Here is a 20,852-nt window from a genome sequence, read left to right on the forward strand (position 1 = left end):
AGAACCCGACCAGATCATCCAAGGCCTCGTCCGTGCGGCCCGCCACCGCCGACCCGATCGGAATGTCGGTCCCCGCACCGAGACGGTTAAGCGTCACGGCCATAGCGGCCTGGAGCACCATGAACACTGTTACGCCCTTGGCGCGCGCCAACTCAACGACCTGGGCGTGCAGTTCATTGGACAGATTGAGCGGCACGCGGTGGCCCGCGTGCGTAGCGACCGTCGGGCGCGGCCGATCGAAGGGCAGCTCCAACTCCTCGGGGAGTCCGGCCAACGCGCCTCGCCAGTAGGCAACTTGAGCGGAGAGGAGGCTGTCGGGGTCGTTCTCGTCGCCAAGCAGGTCCCGCTGCCAGAGCGTGTAGTCCGCGTACTGCACCGGCAACGGCGCCCACTCCGGCACCCGGCCCCCAACGCGCGCCGCATACGCGACCGACAGGTCACGCGCCAGCGGAGTCACCGACCAGCCATCACCCGCAATGTGATGCACCAGCACCACCAGGACATGCTCATCCGGACCCACCTCGAACAACGACACCCGCAACGGAATCTCCGTCGACAGATCGAAGTGGTACCCAACCGCCTCCGCCACAGCAGCAGGCAGACCCGCCCGCTCCACCGTCACGGCCGCGAGTTCGAACCCGCACTCCGCGACAGGCAGGATCCGCTGATACGGCTCACCCTCCACCGCGGGAAACACCGTCCGCAACACCTCATGACGCCCCAGCGCATCCCGCACCGCACCGGCCAGCGCTGCCTGGTCCACACCACCCGACAACCGCACCACGGTCGGAATGTTGTAGGTCGCACTCGCCCCCTCAAGCTGACCCAGGAACCACAACCTGCGCTGCGCGAACGACAACGGCACCCGCCCCGGACGCTCAACCCGACCCAACGTCCTGCGGGCAACCCCCGCACCCTCCAGATGCGCCGCCACTCCCGCCGGCGTCGGAGCATCAAACAGGACCCGCAACGACAACTCCACCCCGAGCACCGCACGCACCCGGCTCACCAGTCGAGTCGCCAACAGCGAATGCCCACCCAGCACAAAGAAATCGTCATCCACACCCACGGACGACAGACCCAGAACCTCCGCGAACGCACCGCACAGGATCTCCTCCTGCACAGACGCAGGCTGGCGCCCAGCACCGGATGCATACTCCGGAGCCGGCAACGCCCCACGATCCAACTTGCCGTTCACCGTCAACGGCAACACATCCAGCACCACCACCGCAGACGGAACCATGTACGACGGAAGCCGCTCCCCAACGAAGGCACGCACCGCCTCTGGCGACACCTCCGAAGCACCGACCGCAACGACGTAAGCGACAAGGCGTTTGTCACCCGCCGTGTCCTCGCGCGCGATCACCGCCGCCTGAGCGATCTCCGGGTGCGCCTCCAGCACCGCCCGCACCTCACCCGGCTCCACACGGAAGCCACGAATCTTCACCTGCTCATCCGCACGCCCCGCGAACACCAACTGCCCATCCGCAGTCCACCGAGCCCGGTCCCCTGTCCGATACATCCGCTCACCCGCACCCGCATACGGGGATGCGACAAACCGCTCGGCCGTCAGCGCACGACGCGCCACATAGCCCTGCGCGAGACCGGCACCCGACACATACAGATCGCCCGCCACGCCCACCGGCACCGGCGCCAGACGCTCATCCAGCACAAACAACCGCGTATTGGCAATCGGCGCACCCATCGGCACCACCGCACCAGATCCGTCCACCACACCAGCCGTGACCATCACCGTCGCCTCGGTGGGCCCATACGTGTTCACCAGACGACGACCCCGCGACCACGCAACAGCCTGCTCCGCCGAAATCGCCTCAGCACCGACCACCAACCGCAGCAGCCCCGGCACAGCAGCCGGGTCCAGTACACCCAACAGGGACGGCACCACACTCGCCGCCCCCACACCCGCCCTACGCACAAGATCCGTCAACAGCGCCGCATCCGTACGCTCAGCAGCCCCCGCCACGACCAAGGTGCCGCCACCAGAAAGCGTCGCAGCCACATCCAGCACCGACGCATCAAAACTGAACGACGCGAACTGCAGAACCCGCATCCCAGGAGCAACTCCCAGCTCGGGTCGCAAGGCTCCCGCAAGATTCGCCACACCCCCATGCGTGGCCTGGACGCCCTTGGGCCGCCCCGTCGACCCCGACGTGTAGATCACATACGCCACCTGATCGCTGGCGACAGGAATCTGAGGCACCGACGACGACGCTCCCGCAAGGGCAGCCTCCACAGCCGGGTCATCCAGTGCCATCACCTGGCGGGCGCCCAGCCCCCCTGCCGAGCCGGCCGTCTCGACCACGATCTCGACCCCGGCGTCAGCGACCATGAACTCCAGCCGCTCAACGGGATACTCCGGATCCAGCGGAACGTAGGCCGCACCCGCCTTCCACACACCCAGGATCGCCGCAACCATCTCCACACCCCGCGGCAGGCACAGCCCCACCACCGACTCCGGACCGACACCCCGCGCCCCAAGAACATGCGCCAGCCGGTTCGCCCGGACATCCAGGTCCCCGTACGACACCTCCACACCCTCAAACACCACCGCGACGGCATCGGGATCAGACGCCGCACACTGGGCAAACTGCTCCGGCACCAAAACATCCGGCACCACACCCGCCGTGTCGTTCCACTCCACCAAAACCCGACGACGCTCACCCTCGCCCAGGACGTCGACAGCAGACAACCGCGCCCCCGGCACGGCAACGACCGTCTCCAACACTCGCCGCAGTCGGCCAGCTATCCGCTCAGCCGACTCGACATCGAACAGATCCGCAGCCGCGACGACCGACCCACGCAACCCACCCGGCGCGCCCTGGGCGTCGAACACCTCGGCCGCGTTCACCTCCAAGTCGAACTTCACCGATGCCGCACCGGACACGCCGGCTCCCGCCGGCACTCCACCGCTCTGCACGCCGGGCAGGTCCAACGCCGCACGTGCGTTGTTCTGCAGCGTGAACACCACCTGGAAGAGCGGGTGCCGAGCCAGCGAGCGGACCGGCGCGAGTTCCTCCACCAGCCGCTCGAACGGCACATCCTGATGCGCGAACGCACCAAGCCCCGCCTCCCGCACCCGCCCCAGCATCTCCACAAACGTCGGATCACCCGACAGATCCACCCGCGTCACCAACGTGTTCACAAAGAACCCGACCAGATCGTCGAGCCCTTCGTCCGTACGCCCCGCCACCGCCGACCCGATCGGAATGTCGGTCCCCGCGCCCAGGCGGTTGAGCGTCACGGCCATGGCAGCTTGCAGCACCATGAAGACCGTCACACCCTCAGCACGCGCCAACTCCACTACACCTGCGTGCAGTTCGGCAGACAGGTCGAGCGGCACCCGATGTCCTCGATGCGAGGCGACGGCCGGGCGCGGCCGATCGAAGGGAAGCTCCAACTCCTCAGGAACACCAGCCAACGCGTCTCGCCAGTAGGCAACTTGAGCGGAGAGAAGGCTGCCGGGGTCGCTCTCGTCGCCAAGCAGGTCCCGCTGCCAGAGCGTGTAGTCCGCGTACTGCACCGGCAACGGCGACCACTCCGGCACCCGGCCCTCAACACGCGCCGCATACGCGACCGACAAGTCACGCGCCAGCGGAGTCACCGACCAGCCATCACCCGCAATGTGATGCACCAGCACGACAAGAACATGCTCATCGGGACCCACCTCGAACAACGACACCCGCAACGGGATCTCAGCAGCGAGGTCGAACACATACTGACCCGCCCGTGCCACCGCCTCGTCAAGCCCGTCCCGCTCCACCGCCGCGACCGCGAGTTCGAACCCGCACTGCGTGACGGACAGGATCCGCTGATACGGCTCACCCTCCACCGCGGGAAACACCGTCCGCAACACCTCATGACGCCCCAGCACATCCCGCACCGCACCGGCCAGCGCCACGCGGTCCACACCACCCGACAACCGCACCACGGTCGGAATGTTGTAGGTCGCACTCGCCCCCTCAAGCTGACCCAAGAACCACAACCTGCGCTGCGCGAACGACAACGGCACCCGCCCCGGACGCTCAACCCGACCCAAGGTCCTGCGGGCAACGCCCGCAACCTGCAACCGCGCCGCTACTCCCGCCGGTGTCGGAGCATCAAACAACACCCGCAACGACAACTCCACCCCGAGCACCGCACGCACCCGACTCACCAGTCGAGTCGCCAACAACGAATGCCCACCCAGCACAAAGAAATCGTCATCCACACCCACGGACGACAAACCCAGAACCTCCGCAAACGCACCGCACAGGATCTCCTCCTGCACCGACACCGGCCCCCGACCACCACCCGACACAAACTCCGGAACCGGCAACGCCCCACGATCCAACTTGCCATTCACCGTCAACGGCAACCCATCAAGCACCACCACCGCAGACGGAACCATGTACGACGGAAGCCGATCTGCCGCGAACTCCCGCACAGACACGGGCAATTCAGATCCGACGCCATCAACAACCGGCACAACATAGGCAACCAGCCGCTTGTCACCCGGCATGTCCTCGCGCGCGATCACCGCCGCCTGAGCAACCCCCGGATGGCCGGTCAGTACCGCCCGCACCTCGCCCGGCTCGACCCGGAACCCACGAATCTTCACCTGCTCATCCGCACGCCCCGCGAACACCAACTGACCATCCACGGTCCACCGAGCCCGGTCCCCTGTCCGGTACATCCGCTCACCCGCACCCGCATACGGGGATGCCACGAACCGCTCAGCCGTCAAAGCCCTGCGGTCCATGTATCCCCGGGCGAGACCGGCCCCCGACACGTACAGGTCTGCCGCCACGCCCACCGGCACCGGTCGGAGAGCTTCATCGAGGACGTACACCCCGGTGTTGAACACCGGTGAGCCGATGGCGACTTCGGTGGCCTCCGGTTCGCAGCGCCACAGGGTGGCGTCGACGGTGGTCTCCGTGGGGCCGTACGAGTTGAACATGGTCACGACGGACGCCCAGCGTGCGACGAGTTCGGGCGGGCAGGCCTCGCCCGCCACCACGAGGGTGAGGTCCGGCGGGACGGAGTGTTCGTCGAGGGTCGCGAGTACGGCCGGCGGCAGGGCCACGTGCGAGACGGCCTGCTCGCTCAGCAGCTCCGCCAGTGCCTCACCGGCTCGTCGCTCTTCGGGAATGACCACCAGGGCGGCACCGGCCAGCAGCGCCATGCAGCATTCCCAGACGAATCCGTCGAAGCTCGGCGAGGCGAACTGGCCTACCCGACTTGTCGGTCCGACCGCCAGGTGGCGGGCATGTCCCTCGACGAGGCTCGGGATGCCTTCGTGGGTGACGGCCACGCCCTTCGGACGTCCTGTCGTCCCCGATGTGTAGATCACGTACGCTGTCTGGTCCGGCCGCGAGGTGACCTCGGGCGGGGTCGTCGGTGCCGCAGCCCATGCGTCGGCTATCTCCGGTTCGTCGATGTTCAGCACTCGACGCTTCGGCTCGACGAAGTCGGCCGTGCTGTCGCCGCGCCCCACGACGAGGGACGCGCCGCTGTCGGCGAGCATGAACTCCAGCCGTTCGGTGGGGTATTCGGGGTCCAGCGGCAGATACGCCGCCCCCGCCTTCCACACTCCGAGGACCGCGGCGACGAGGTCCGCGCCGCGCGGCAGGCACAGCCCCACCACCGACTCCGCGCCGGCTCCCTGCGCCCGCAGGAGGTGCGCCCACCGGTTCGCGCGGGCGTCGAGATCCCCGTACGAGACCTCCGTACCGTCGGCGATCACCGCCACCGCGGCCGGGTCGCGGGCCACCGTCGCCTCGAACAGGGCGGCCGCCGTCGTCTTCGGCAGCTCCGCTGCCGTGCGGTTCCACTCCTCGACCACCTGGCGGAGTTCATCCCCGCCCAGTACGTCCACCGCCGCGAGGCCTTGCTCGGCGTCGCTCTCCAGCGCGGCCAGCAGATTGCCCAGGCAGGTGTGCAGCAGCTCGCACACCGCTTCCGCGTCCACCGGGGCAACGGCGTCGACCGTCAGACCGAAGCCGGCCCCGAAGTCCTCCACCGCGACGGCGACCGGGTAGTTGGTCGCCTCTCGCAGATGCACCGTCTTGATGCCCGCTGTGCCCGCGGTACTGGTTGGCTGTTGCGTGTCCTGTTCGCTTCCCTGCGCCTGGGCCGTGGTCTGGTTGTGGCGGTAGTTGAAGATCGAGGTGAACAGGGAGCTGTTCCCGGGGAGGCCGCTGGCCTGCTGGGCCAGGGCAAGGGGGGCGTGTTCGTGCACCAGCAGTTCCGCCAGCTGGTTGCGCATGCCCGACAGTGCCTCGGCCACGGCGGTCGAGTCGACCCGTACCCGCACCGGCAGAGTGTTGAGGAACAGTCCCGGAACACGTTCCGAGCCGGCGCCCGCGTTCATTCGGCCGAACAGGACCGTTCCGAACACCACGTCGTCACGACCGCTGACCGCCGCCAGCACCCGCGCCCAGGCCACATGGAACACGGTGGCGGGACTCATCCCGCGCGAGCGCGCCGCCTCTCGCACCCTGCGGCTCAGGCTCTCTTCCACAGCCGTCTGGGCGCGTACGACACCGCTGCCGTCGCCCTGGACGTCCAACAGCCCGTACGGCGCTGTCGTCTCCTCCACATCGCCCAGCAACTCGGCGAAGTACCGCTCGTGTTCCTCCCGTGGCACGCCCAACCGGGCCTGCGCCACGAAGTTCCGGAACGGCAGCGGCTCCGGCAGTGCTGCCTCCCGGCCGGAGAGGTGCGCCCCCAGCTCACCCAGCAGCACGTCCTGGGTGGTGTGGTCCTGCACCAGGTGATGGATCCGCAGCAGGGCGAGCCATCCGTCGCCATCCGGCTCGGCGGCGATCTGAACCCGGATCAGCGGAGCCCGCGTCAGGTCCATCCGCGCCGCGCTCTCGGCGAGCATCTGCCGCACCGGCTCGACGCCCTGAAGGTCGAGGACGAGTTCCTCGACCGGCAACTCCGCCTGCCTCAGCACTACTTGGACAGGCTCGCGCAGCCCCTCCCACACGATCGCCGTACGGTAGATGTCGTGCCGCTGCACCGTCCGCTGCAGCGCGTCGAGGAACCCGTCCAACTGCTCCCTGGTGGGGAACCGCACGCCTCTGGACGACGCGTAGACGTCCGAGCCGCTGTCCGCCTGCAACAGGTAGTGGAAGAAGATCCCCTCCTGCAGCGGGGCGAGCGGATACACGTCCGCCACATTCGCGGCGCCACCCGGGACCTGCGCGACGATCCGCGCCACCTCGGCTTCGCTCAGGTCGACCAGCGGCAGCATGTCCGGGGTGATCTCGTCGGCGGCGTCCGGAATCCCGTTCGGCGGAACGACGACCTGCCGGGGCGCGGCCACCGTGGCGAGGGACGCCGGAGTGGGCGACCGGAAGAACTCCCGCACGGGGACCGAGACTCCCCGCGCGCGAAGCTGTGCCACCAGCGTGACCGCGAGCAGGGAGTGGCCGCCCAGGGCGAAGAAGTCGTCGTCCACTCCGACCGACGGCAGGCCGAGTACCTCGGCGAACGTCTGGCAGAGGATCTCCTCCTGCACCGTCGCCGGCCCCCGGCTCGCCGTCATCGCGGCCGCGTAGTCAGGAACGGGCAGCGCAGCGCGGTCCAGCTTGCCGTTGCTCGCCAGCGGCAACGCGTCGAGTACTACGACCGCCGACGGCACCATGTGCTCCGGCAGCCGCTCGGCGGCGAACTCGCCCAGTTCGACGGCCAGTTCGCCCCCTTGGACTCCCTGCTCGGACGCTACGACGTAGGAGACCAGGCGCACATCACCGGGGATGTCCTCGCGGGCCACGACCGCCGCCTGGGCCACCAGCGGATGCGCGGCCAGGACAGCCTGCACCTCACCCGGCTCGACCCGGAACCCCCGGATCTTCACCTGCTCATCCACACGCCCGACGAACACGACCTGACCCTCGGAGGTCCACCGGACGCGGTCGCCCGTCCGGTACATCCGCTCACCCGGGTCGCCATTGGGGCAGGCCACGAATCGCTCGGCCGTCAGCGCGGACCGACCCACGTACCCCCGCGCCAACTGCGCGCCCGCGACGTAGAGTTCACCCACCACACCCGGTGCGACCGGCTGCAGACCTTCATCCAGGACGTAGAAGCGGGTGTTGGCCACCGGAGAACCCACCGGAACGACTCCCGATGCGGCCATCTCCGCCGTCAAACGGGTCGTCGCGACACCGATCGTCGCCTCGGTGGGGCCGTAGTGATTGAACACCGCCCGATTGCCCGCAAGTAGCTCTCCCACAAGCTGCGGGGAAGCCGCCTCACCTCCGAGCACAAGGGATTTGGCGGGCAGTACCGCGGCCGCACCCAACGCGGCGACATGCGAGGGAACCGCCTTGAGGTAATCGATGGAATGCTCCGCCAGATACGACGACACCGCTACCGCATCCGTGACGGCGCCTTCGTCGAGGATATGCAGCTCGCCGCCGGAGGCGAGGCTCGCGAACACCACCGTGTTGCCCAAGTCGGTGGCCTGCGCCTGCAGCACCGCGAACCGACCGGGCTCATCGAAGCCCACCCGCGTCGGCACCGACGCCATGTAGTTCGCCAGTGCTCCGTGCGTGACCGCAACACCCTTCGGGCGCCCCGTCGAACCCGACGTATAGATCACATACGCCACCTGCCCAGGCAGCGCATCCGGGATTTCCGGAGTGGTCACGGGAGCCGCCGTCAGGGAGGCTGCCACGTCCGGGTCGTCCAGGTTCAGGAGAGGGAGTGCCGGTACGGGGGCGGCGGGCAGGAGTTCGCCGAGACCGATGGCGACACTCGCCCCGCTGTCCGCCAGCATGAACGCGATCCGCTCCGCCGGCTGACCCGGATCCAACGGCAGATATGCGGCCCCCGCCCGCCACACGCCCAGGATCGCCGCGATCGACTCCACACCCCGGGGCAGGCACAGACCCACCGTCGACTCCGCACCCACTCCCCGCGCCCGCAGCACATGGGCCAGCCGGTTCGCCCGCGCGTCCAACTCCCCGTACGACACCGGCACACCGTCGGATACGACCGCGACGGCGTCCGGAGTGCGTGCCGCCTGTCCGGTGAACAGGGCGGGCACCAGTGCCGCGGGGCGCTCGACCGCCGTGTCGTTCCACTCGGTCAGTACATGACGGCGGTCAGCCGCGGCCAGGACATCGACTGCGCCGACCCGCGCCTGCGGGTTCTCGGTCAGTGCCGACAGGACTCGTACCAGGCAGTCGGCGAACCGCTCGACCGTGCCGGCCTCGAACAGATCCGCCGCGCCGGTGACCGTACCGCCGAGGCCGGTCGCCCTGCCCCGCGCGTCGGTGGTCTCGCCGACGGACACGGCCAGGTCGTACCGCGCCACCGACAGGCCGCCCGGCATGCCGGAAACGTCGAGGCCGGGCAGGCGCAGGCTCACGGAACCCGTGTTCTGGACCGTGAGCATGACCTGGAACAGCGGGTGGCGGGACAGCGACCTGGCCGGTGCCAGTTCCTCCACCAGCCGTTCGAACGGCACGTCCTGGTGCTCGAAGGCGCTGAATCCGGCTTCCCGTGCTCGCGCCAGCACCTCGTCGAAGGTGGGGTCTCCGGACACGTCGATGCGCAGCACGAGTGTGTTGACGAAGAAGCCGACCAGGTCGTTCAGTGCTTTGTCGGTGCGGCCGGCGATCGGTGAGCCGATCGGGATGTCCGTGCCCGCTCCCAGTCGGTTGAGGGCGACCGCCATGGCCGTCTGCATGAGCAGGAACAGGGTGACGCCGCGCTCGCGTGCCAGTGCGGTCAGACGCTTGTGCACGTCGGCCGGAATCCTCAACTCGGCCTGGTGGCTGCGGTGGGACGACACTTCTGGGCGAGGGCGATCGGCCGGCAGGGCCAACTCCTCGGGGGCACCGGACAGGACGTCGCGCCAGTAGGACATCTGTCGGGTCAGCACGCTGTCCGGGTCGTTCTCGTCCCCGAGCAACTCCCGCTGCCACAGGGTGTAGTCGGCGTACTGCACCGGCAGGGGTTCCCAGCCGGGTGCTCGCTCCTCGCACCGTGCGGCGTACGCCACCGACAGGTCGCGGGCGAGCGGGCCCACCGACCAGCCGTCCCAGGCGATGTGGTGCACGACCAGCACGAGCACGTGCTGATCGGGTTCGACCGCGAACAGCCAGGCCCGTACGGGGATTTCGGCGGCGACGTCGAATACGTGCCGTACCGCCCGCGTCACCGCCTGGGTCAGCTGTTCGGACGGCACATCGGAGACCGTCAGCTCGAACCCCGTCTCCTCCAGGGGCAGCACGCGCTGATAGGGCTCGCCGTCGGCTTCGGGGAACACGGTGCGCAGCACCTCGTGCCGCTCGATGACATCCCCCAGCGCCGCGCTCAGGGCCGCCCGGTCGAGCGTCCCGGAAAGGCGCAGCACGGTGGGATTGCTGTAGGTGGTGCTGGGACCTTCGAGCTTCGCCTGGAACCACAGCCGACGCTGCGCGAACGAGAGCGGGATCATCGGGACTCCTCCTGGTTGCGCATCGGCCGCAGTGTGGGCCTGGCTGCTGTCTTTCGGTGACTTGCGTGTTCTGCGAGCCAGGTCGCGAGTGCGGCCGGCGTCGGGTGCGCGAAGACCGCCCTGATCGGCAGTTCCACATCCAGTTCGGCCCGCATCTCGCTGACCAGCCTGGTGGCCAGCAGCGAATGTCCGCCCAGTGCGAAGAAGTCGTCGTCGACTCCGACGGCGGGAAGATCGAGTACATCGGCGAACGCCCTGCACAGGGCTTCTTCCTGCGCTGTCGCCGGTTCGCGGCCCGCGCCGGCCAACGCGGCGAAGTCGGGCGGGGGCAGGGCCTTGCGGTTCAGCTTTCCGTTGGCCGTCAGTGGCAGTTCGTCGAGCGTCACCACTGCCGAGGGCACCATGTAGTGCGGGAGTCGCTCGGTGGCGAACTCCCTTATACGCAGGGAGAGTTCGAGGGTGTGCTCGGTGTGGGGGGTCGGCACGGCGTAGGCGACCAGACGTTTGTCGCCGGGCATGTCCTCGCGCAGCAGCACCACGGCTTGTGCGACCGCGGGGTGCGAGGCGAGCACCGATTGCACCTCGCCGGGTTCGATGCGGAATCCGCGGATCTTCACCTGCTCGTCCGTCCGCCCCAGATAGTCCAGTTGACCGTCGGGGGTCCATCGCGCCAGGTCGCCGGTACGGTACATGCGCTCGCCTGGTGCGAACGGCGACGCAACGAAGCGCTCGGCCGTGAGAGCGGCGCGGCCGACATAGCCACGGGCCAACTGGGCTCCGGCCAGGTACAGTTCACCGCGCACCTCCGCCGGCACCGGCCGCAGGTCGGCATCCAGGACGTACGCCTGGGTGGCCGCGATCGGTGTACCGATCCCCGGACCGGCGGAGGGTATGTGAGCGAGCTCGGCGGCCGTCGCCCAGATCGTCACCTCCGTGGGCCCGTACAGATTCGTCACCGAGTGCGCCCGGTCGCACAGTTCTCGAGCCAGCCCGGTGGGCAGTGCCTCGCCGCCCACCAGGACGCGTACCGTGCGCAGCTCGCCGTTCTCCGCGGCCACCACGCCCTGCCACAGACTCGGCGTGGCCTGCATCACCGTGATGCGGGATTCCGACAGGGTCCTCAGGACGGCGGCCGGGTCCTGTGCCGTGGCCTGCCCGGCGAGCACCAGGCGGGCCCCGCTGAGCAGCGGGAGGAAGATCTCCAGTCCGGCGATGTCGAAGCCGACCGTGGTCACGGCGAGCAGCCGGTCCTCCGTGTCGAGCGGGAACCGCCTTCCCATGTCGGCGAGGAAGTTGCTCAGTGCGCCGTGGGGGACGGTGACGCCTTTGGGGCGGCCGGTGGAGCCGGACGTGAAGATCACGTATGCCGGGTTTCCACCCGCTGTTCCTGCCTCGGGTGCGGTCGCCGGCGCCTCCGCGAGCTCCGCCACCGTCAGCGGATCGTCCAGCACCACCCGCCCCACACCGTTGGGCAGCACCCCTTCAAGCCCGGCCACCGTCACGACACAGGCAGCACTGGCGTCCGCCACCGCGACCGCGATCCGCTCCGCTGGATACTCCGGGTCCAACGGCAGATACGTCCCGCCCGCCTTCAGCACACCCAGCAGGGCGACCACCAGGTCGATGCCACGCTCCAGGCACACCCCCACCACCGACTCCGCACGCACACCTCGGGCCCGCAGCAGATGCGCCAGCCGATTCGCCCGGGCATCGAGGTCTCCGTAGGACACCTCTCCGCCCTCGAACACCACGGCCACCGCAGCGGGATCGGCAGCCGCACGTTGCGTGAACTGCTCGGGCACCAACGCCTTCGGAACGACCGCCGAGGGCCCGTCGCCCTGGGCGAGCAGCCACTCCAACTCCCCGGCGCCCAGCACCTCCACCGACGAGACGCCCGTGTCCGGCGCGGCGTCCAAGGCCGCCACCAGGCCCTCCACGCAGCTGTGCAACAGCCCGCACAACCGCTCCCCGTCCACTCCGGCGACCGCGTCCACCGTCAGGGCGAACCCACGCCCCGACCCCAGATCGTCCACCGACACAGCCACCGGGTAGTTGGAGACATCCCGGGTGAGCAGTGTCTTCACGCCGTCGAAGTGCGCGTCGGCTTCGGAGGAGGAGGGTTCGGGAGTGGAAGCGGCACTGTGGCGGTAGTTGAAGATCGAGGTGAACAGCGGACTGCCTCCGGGCACCCCACTGGCCTGCTGCGCCACCGCCAACGGCGCATGCTCATGCACCAACAGCTCCGCCAGCTGATCCCGCACGCTGAGCAGAGCGTCAGCAACACCCTTGGAGTCCACCCGGACCCGTACCGGCAGCGTGTTGATGAACAACCCAGGCACCCGGTCCGCCCCGGCACCCGCGTTCATCCGCCCGAACAACACCGACCCGAACACCACATCACTACGGCCACTCACCACCGCCAACACCCGCGCCCATGCGAGATGGAACACCGTCGCGGCGCTCACACCCAAGGCTCGCGCCGTCTCCCGTACCGCTCGGCTCACGTCGTCGTCGACGGCCACATGGGTACCGGTGACACCGCTTCCGTCGCCGTGGACGTCCAGCAGTCCGTACGGCGCTGTCGTCTCCTCCACGTCTCCGAGCAGTTCGGCGAAGTACCGCTCGTGCTCCTCCCTCGACACCCCCAGCCGGGCCTGCGCCACGAAGTTCCGGAAGGGCAACGGCTCCGGCAGGGAAGCCTCCCGCCCACCCATGAACGCGTCCAGCTCCGCGCGCAGGACGTCCTGCGTGGTGTGGTCCTGCACCAGGTGGTGGATGCGCAGCAGTACCAGCCAGCCGTCGGACTCCGGTTCCGCGGCGGCATGCACATCGATCAGCGGCGCCCGGCCGAGGTCCATCCGCCCGCCCGCGGCCAGTAGTTGGTCCACCAGGTCCGCGCGCCGATGGTCGAGTACCACCTCGTTCACCGGCAGTGGCACCTCGCGCAGCACGACCTGCACCGGTTCGCGCAGTCCCTCCCACACGATCGCCGTCCGGTAGATGTCGTGCCGGTCCACCACCTGCTGCAACGCACCCAGGAAGGTGTCCAGCAGAGCTCGCTCGGCGAAGCGCAGCACCATCGGCATCGAGTAGGCGTCGGCGCCCTGCTGATCGTTCATCAAGTGGTGGAAGAAGATGCCCTCTTGGAGCGGGGCCAGCGGATACACGTCCGCGACATTGGCCGCGCCACCCTCAACCTGCGCGACCAACCGCCCGACCTCGACCTCGTCCAACTCCACCAACGACAACATCTCCGGCGTGATCACCGCCGCACCCTCAGGAATCAGATTCGCCGGAACCACCACCTCCGCCGGACCCGCCGCCACCGCCAACCCCGCCGGCGTCGGCGACCGGAACAACGCCCGCACCGACACCGACACACCCCGACCCCGCAACCGCTCCACCAACGACACCGCCAACAGCGAATGCCCACCCAACGCAAAGAAATCGTCATCCACACCCACGGACGACAGACCCAGAACCTCCGCGAACGCACCGCACAGGATCTCCTCCTGCACCGACACCGGCCCCCGACCACCACCCGACACAAACTCCGGAACCGGCAACGCCCCACGATCCAACTTGCCATTCACCGTCAACGGCAACCCATCCAGCACCACCACCGCGGAGGGCACGAGGTAGTGCGGCAGCCGGTCCTGCGCATAGGCGTGCAGCACGTCGGGCCCCACGCCGTCATCGGCGGCGACCACATAGGCGACCAGCCGCTTGTCCCCCGGCGTGTCCTCGCGGACCAGCACCGCGGCCTGGGCGACCGCGGGGTGCGCGGCAAGGGCTTCGGCGACCTCGCCCGGTTCGATCCGGAAGCCGCGGATCTTCACCTGGTCGTCCGAGCGCCCGAGGTACTCCAGTTCGCCGTCCGACGTCCATCGCACCAGGTCGCCGGTACGGTACATGCGCTCGCCGGGCGCGAAAGGCGATGCCACGAACCGCTCGGCGGTCAGGTCGCTGCGTCCGACATAGCCACGCGCCAACTGGGCTCCGGCCAGGTGGAGTTCGCCGCCGACCCCGACCGGGACCGGTCGCAGGGAGGGGTCCAGGACGTACACCTGGGTGTTGGCGATCGGCGCGCCGATCGGCACGGATCCGTCGGTCTGGCCGGGGCGGCACTCCCATGCCGTGACGTCGACCGACGCCTCGGTGGGGCCGTAGAGGTTGTGCAGTTCCACGCCGTCGTAGAGCTGGAAGAACTTTGTCTGAGTGCTCAGTTGAAGCGCCTCGCCCGAGCAGATGACCTGCCGCAGGCTTGCGCACTCCGCCACCGTGGGCTCGGCCAGGAAGGCGTCCAGCATCGACGGAACGAAGTGAGCCGTCGTCACGCCGGCGTCCTGGATCAGCTTCGACAGGTAACTGGGATCGCGGTGGCCACCCGGCCGGGCGACGACCAGTGTGGCGCCGTTGAGGAGGGGCCAGAAGAACTCCCATACCGACACGTCGAATCCGAAGGGTGTCTTCTGCAACACCCGGTCGGCCGCGGTCAGTTCATAGCGGGACTGCATCCACTCAAGTCGGTTGACGATGCCACTGTGGGGGACGGTGACGCCCTTGGGGCGGCCGGTGGAGCCGGACGTGAAGATCACGTATGCCGGGTTCCCGCCCGCCACCGTCGTCTGCGGGGCGATCGCAGGCGACTCCGCCAACTCCGCCACCGTCAGCGGATCATCCAGCACCACCCGCCCCACACCACTCGGCAGCACTCCCTCAAGGCCTGCCACCGTCACGACACATGCGGCACCCGCGTCCGCCACCGCGACCTCGGTCCGCTCCACCGGATACTCCGGATCCAACGGCAGGTACGCCGCACTCGCCTTCAGCACACCCAGCAACGCCACCACGAGGTCGACGCCACGCTCCAGGCACACCCCCACCACCGACTCCGCACGCACACCTCGGACTCGCAGCAGATGCGCCAACTGATTGGCACGAGCGTCGAGTTCCCCGTACGAAACTTCCACGCCCTCGGACACCACAGCCACAGCTTGGGGCGCACGCGCCACCTGCGCAGCGAACAGCTCTCCCAACGACTCCGACGGCTGTCCCACCGTCGGCCCGTCGCCTCGGGCGAGCAGCCACTCCAGCTCCCCGGCGCCCAGTACCTCCACCGACGAGATGTCCGCGCCCGGGGCATCCTCCAACGCCGTCACCAGACGTTCCAGGCAGCTGTGCAACAACCCGCACAGCCGCTCCGCGTCCACCTCCGCGACCGCGTCCACCGTCAGCTCGAATCCACGCCCGACCCCGAGATCGTCCACCGATACGGCGACCGGATAGTTGGTCGCCTCGCGTATGGACAGCGTCTTGATGCCTTCGTCGGTGGAGGTCTGGCCCGAGGGCCGGCTGTGCCGGTAGTTGAAGATCGAGGTGAACAGCGGACTGCCCCCGGGCACCCCGCTGGCCTGCTGCGCCACCGACAACGGCGCATGCTCATGCACCAAAAGCTCTGCCAACTGATCCCGCAGGCCGAACAGGGAGTCCTTCACGCCCGTGGAGTCCACCCGGACCCGTACCGGCAACGTGTTGATGAACAACCCAGGCACCCGGTCCGCCCCGGCACCCGCGTTCATCCGCCCGAACAACACCGACCCGAACACCACATCACTACGACCACTCACCACCGCCAACACCCGCGCCCACGCCAGATGGAACACCGTCGCGGCACTCACACCGAGTGAGCCGGCCACGTCTCGTGCCCGTCCGCTGAGATCTTCGGCGACGGCCAGACGACCACGTTCCACGTTGCTTCCGTCACCGTGGACGTCCAGCAGCCCGTACGGTGCGGTCGTCTCCTCGACGTCTCCGAGCAGTTCGGCGAAGTACCGCTCGTGCTCCTCCCTCGGTACCCCCAGCCGGGCCTGCGCCACGAAGTTCCGGAACGGCAACGGCTCCGGCAACGACGCCTCCTCACCCGAGAGGAACGCGCGCAGTTCGGCCAGCAGGACGTCCTGAGTGGTGTGGTCCTGGACCAGGTGATGAATACGCAGCAGCACCAGCCACCGGTCACTGCCAGGATCGGCCGCCACCTGCACCCGGATCAACGGAGCCCGGGTCAGATCCATCCTGGCCCCACCCAGAGCCAGCATCTGCGATACGGCCTCGCCATTCTCCGCATCGAGCACGACCTCCTCGACCGGCAACTCCACTTCCCGCAGCACGACTTGGACGGGCTCGCGCAGGCCCTCCCACACGATCGCCGTGCGGTAGATGTCATGCCGGTCCACCACCCGCTGCAACGCACCCAGGAACGCGTCCAGCCGCTCCCGCGAGTCGAAGTCCAGCACTGTGGGGACCACGTAGGCGTCCGTGCCTCCGTCTTCCACCAAGTGGTGGAAGAAGATGCCCTCTTGGAGCGGCGCCAGCGGATACACGTCCGCGACATTGGCCGCGCCACCCTGAACCTGCGCGACCAACCGCCCGACCTCGGCCTCGTCCAACTCCACCAACGACAACATCTCCGGCGTGATCACCGCCGTACCCTCAGGAATCAGATTCGCCGGAACCACCACCTCCTCCGGACCCGCCGCCACCGCCAACCCCGCCGGCGTCGGCGACCGGAACAACGCCCGCACCGACACCGACACACCCCGACCCCGCAACCGCTCCACCAACGACACCGCCAACAGCGAATGCCCACCCAACGCAAAGAAGTCATCATCCACACCCACGGACGACAGACCCAGAACCTCCGCGAACGCACCGCACAGGATCTCCTCCTGCACCGACACCGGCCCCCGACCACCACCCGACACAAACTCCGGAACCGGCAACGCCCCACGATCCAACTTGCCATTCACCGTCAACGGCAACCCATCCAGCACCACCACCGCGGACGGCACCATGTACGACGGAAGCCGATCTGCCGCGAACTCCCGCACCGAAACTGCCAGTTCGGGGCGCCGGCCATCAGCCGTCGCAACGACGTAGGCGACAAGCCGCTTGTCACCCGCCGTGTCCTCCCGGGTAATCACCGCCGCCTGAGCGATCTCCGGGTGGGCCTCGAGTACTGCCCGCACCTCGCCCGGCTCGACCCGGAATCCGCGGATCTTCACCTGCTCGTCCGCACGCCCCGCGAACACCAACTGACCATCCGCAGTCCACCGAGCCCGGTCCCCTGTCCGGTACATCCGCTCACCCGCACCCGCATACGGGGATGCCACAAACCGCTCAGCCGTCAAAGCCCTGCGGTCCGCGTATCCGCGCGCGAGACCGGCACCCGACACGTACAGGTCCCCTGCCACGCCCACCGGCACCGGCGCCAGACGCTCATCCAGCACAAACAACCGCGTATTGGCAATCGGCGCACCCATCGGCACCACCGCACCAGATCCGTCCACCACACCAGCCGTGACCATCACCGTCGCCTCGGTGGGCCCATACGTGTTCACCAGACGACGACCCCGCGACCACGCAACAGCCTGCTCCGCCGAAATCGCCTCAGCACCGACCACCAAACGCACCAACCCCGGCACAGCAGCCGAGCTCAACACACCCAACAGCGACGGCACCACACTCGCCGCCCCCACACACGACTCAGCGATCAGACGCTCCAGCTCACGCCCATCCGCACGCTCCACCACCCCCGCCACGACCAACGTGCCGCCACCCGAGAGCGTCGCCGCCACATCCAGCACCGAGGCGTCGAAACTGAACGAGGCGAACTGCAGAACCCGCGCCCCGGGCTCCACACCCAGCTCAGGCCGCAAGGCACCCGCAAGATTCGCCACACCTCCGTGTGTGGCCTGCACGCCCTTGGGTCGCCCCGTCGAACCCGACGTGTAGATCACGTATGCCGCCTGGTCGCCGGCGAGGTGAATGCCGGGTGCCGTCGAGGACGCCTGCGCGAGGGCGGTGATGGTCTCGATGTCGTCGAGATTCAGTGCCGGGGTGGCCAGGTGCCGAGTGAGTTCGGACAGTCCCACGACCGCGGTCGCACCACTGTCGGCGACCATGAACTCCAGACGCTCGACCGGGTATTCGGGATCCAGCGGAACGTAGGCGGCGCCCGCCTTCCACACACCCAGGATCGCCGCGACGATGTCGACACCCCGGGGCAGGCACAACCCCACGACTGACTCGGGACCGATACCCCGCGCCCGCAGAACATGCGCCAGCCGGTTCGCCCGGACGTCCAGGTCCCCGTACGACAGCTCCACACCCTCAAACACCACCGCAACAGCACGAGGATCAGCCGCCGCACGCTGGGCGAACTGCTCCGGCACCAAAGTCGGCACCACACCCGCCGTGTCGTTCCACTTCACCAAAACCCGACGACGCTCACCCTCATCCAGGACGTCGACAGCAGACAACCGCGCCCCCGGCACCGCGACCAACTGCTCAACAACACGCTGTAGCCGACCCGCGATCTGCTCAGCCGACTCGACGTCGAACAGATCCGCCGACGCAACCAACACACCCCGCAGACCCGCCGGCGCACCCTGGGCGTCGAACACCTCGGCCGCGTTCACCTCCAGGTCGAACTTCACCGACGCCGCACCGGACACGCCGACTCCCGCCGGCACTCCACCGCTCTGCACGCCGGGCAGGTCCAACGCGGCACGTGCGTTGTTCTGCAGCGTCAGCATGACCTGGAACAGCGGGTGCCGTGCCAGCGAGCGGACCGGCGCGAGTTCCTCCACCAGCCGCTCGAACGGCACATCCTGATGCGCGAACGCACCAAGCCCCGCCTCCCGCACCCGGCTCAAGGTCTCCACGAACGTCGGGTCGCCTGAAAGATCGGCACGGATGACCAGACTGTTCACGAAGAACCCGACCAGATCATCCAGGGCCTCGTCCGTGCGGCCCGCTACCGCCGACCCGATCGGAATGTCGGTCCCCGCGCCCAGTCGCGAGAGCAGCGTCGCGAGTGCCGCCTGCAACACCATGTAGACGGTCACGCCCTCAGAACGCGCCAACTCCACAACGCGCGCATGCAATTCAGCAGACAAATTCAACGGCACCCGGTGTCCCCGGTGTGACACCAACGTTGGGCGCGGTCGGTCGGAGGGCAGCTCCAGTTCCTCGGGGAGTCCGGCCAACGCGTCTCGCCAGTAAGCGACTTGAGCGGAAAGAAGGCTGTCTGGGTCATTCTCGTCGCCGAGCAGGTCCCGCTGCCAGAGCGTGTAGTCCGCGTACTGCACCGGCAACGGCGACCACTCCGGCACCCGGCCCTCAACACGCGCCGCATACGCGACCGACAAGTCACGCGCCAGCGGAGTCACCGACCAGCCATCACCCGCAATGTGATGCACCAGCACCACCAGGACATGCTCATCGGGACCCACCTCGAACAACGACACCCGCAACGGGATCTCAGCAGCGAGGTCGAACACATACCGACCCGCCCATGCCACCGCCTCGTCAAGCCCGTCCCGCTCCACCGCCGCCACCGCGAGTTCGAACCCGCACTGCGTGACGGGCAGGATCCGCTGATACGGCTCACCCTCCACCGCGGGAAACACCGTCCGCAACACCTCATGACGCCCCAGCACATCCCGCACCGCACCGGCCAGGGCTGCCTGGTCCACACCACCCGACAACCGCACCACGGTCGGAATGTTGTAGGTCGCACTCGCCCCCTCAAGCTGACCCAAGAACCACAACCTGCGCTGCGCGAACGACAACGGCACCCGCCCCGGACGCTCAACCCGACCCAACGTCCTGCGGGCAACCCCCGCACCCTCCAGATGCGCCGCCACTCCCGCCGGCGTCGGAGCATCAAACAACACCCGCAACGACAACTCCACCCCGAGCACCGCACGCACCCGACTCACCAATCGAGTCGCCAACAGCGAATGCCCACCCAGCACGAAGAAATCGTCATCCACACCCACGGAGGCCAGACCCAGAACCTCCGCAAACGCACCGCACAGGATCTCCTCCTGCACAGACGCAGGCTGGCGCCCAGCACCAGATGCATACTCCGGAACCGGCAACGCCCCACGATCCAACTTGCCATTGACCGTCAACGGCAACACATCCAGCACCACCACCGCAGACGGAACCATGTACGACGGAAGCCGCTCCGACGCGAACTCCCGCACAGAGATGGGCAGTTCGGGACGCTGGTCACCGGCAGCCGCAACCACGTAAGCGACCAGCCGCTTGTCACCCGCCGTATCCTCCCGGGCAATCACCGCCGCCTGGGCGATCTCCGGATGCGCCTCCAACACCGCCCGCACCTCACCCGGCTCCACCCGGAACCCACGAATCTTCACCTGCTCATCCGCACGCCCCGCGAACACCAACTGCCCATCCACGGTCCACCGAGCCCGGTCCCCTGTCCGGTACATCCGCTCGCCCGCACCCGCATACGGGCAGGCCACGAACCGCTCGGCCGTCAACCCGGCCCGACCCACATAGCCGCGCGCCAACTGCGCGCCCG

2 protein-coding genes (both running past the window's edge) are annotated in these 20,852 nt (G+C 68.5%); both read right to left on the reverse strand.

Annotated features, from left to right (window positions below; genetic code table 11):
* Positions 1–10,456, reverse strand: the 5' end (the start) of a protein-coding gene (locus ACIQI8_RS43855; RefSeq protein ID WP_402364462.1) for a non-ribosomal peptide synthase/polyketide synthase. Its footprint begins 12,698 nt before the window's first position; the window shows 10,456 of its 23,154 coding nt (coding positions 1–10,456); the start codon lies at positions 10,454–10,456; its stop codon lies beyond the left edge, outside the window.
* Positions 10,453–20,852, reverse strand: the 3' portion of a protein-coding gene (locus ACIQI8_RS43860; protein WP_402364465.1) for an amino acid adenylation domain-containing protein. It continues 2,401 nt past the right edge of the window; only the last 10,400 of its 12,801 coding nucleotides appear in the window; the start codon falls outside the window, past its right edge — the gene reads right to left on this strand; the stop codon is at positions 10,453–10,455. Before ACIQI8_RS43860 ends, ACIQI8_RS43855 begins: the two co-directional genes overlap by 4 nt.

Source organism: Streptomyces sp. NPDC092369, from assembly GCF_044755245.1.
GTDB lineage: Bacteria > Actinomycetota > Actinomycetes > Streptomycetales > Streptomycetaceae > Streptomyces.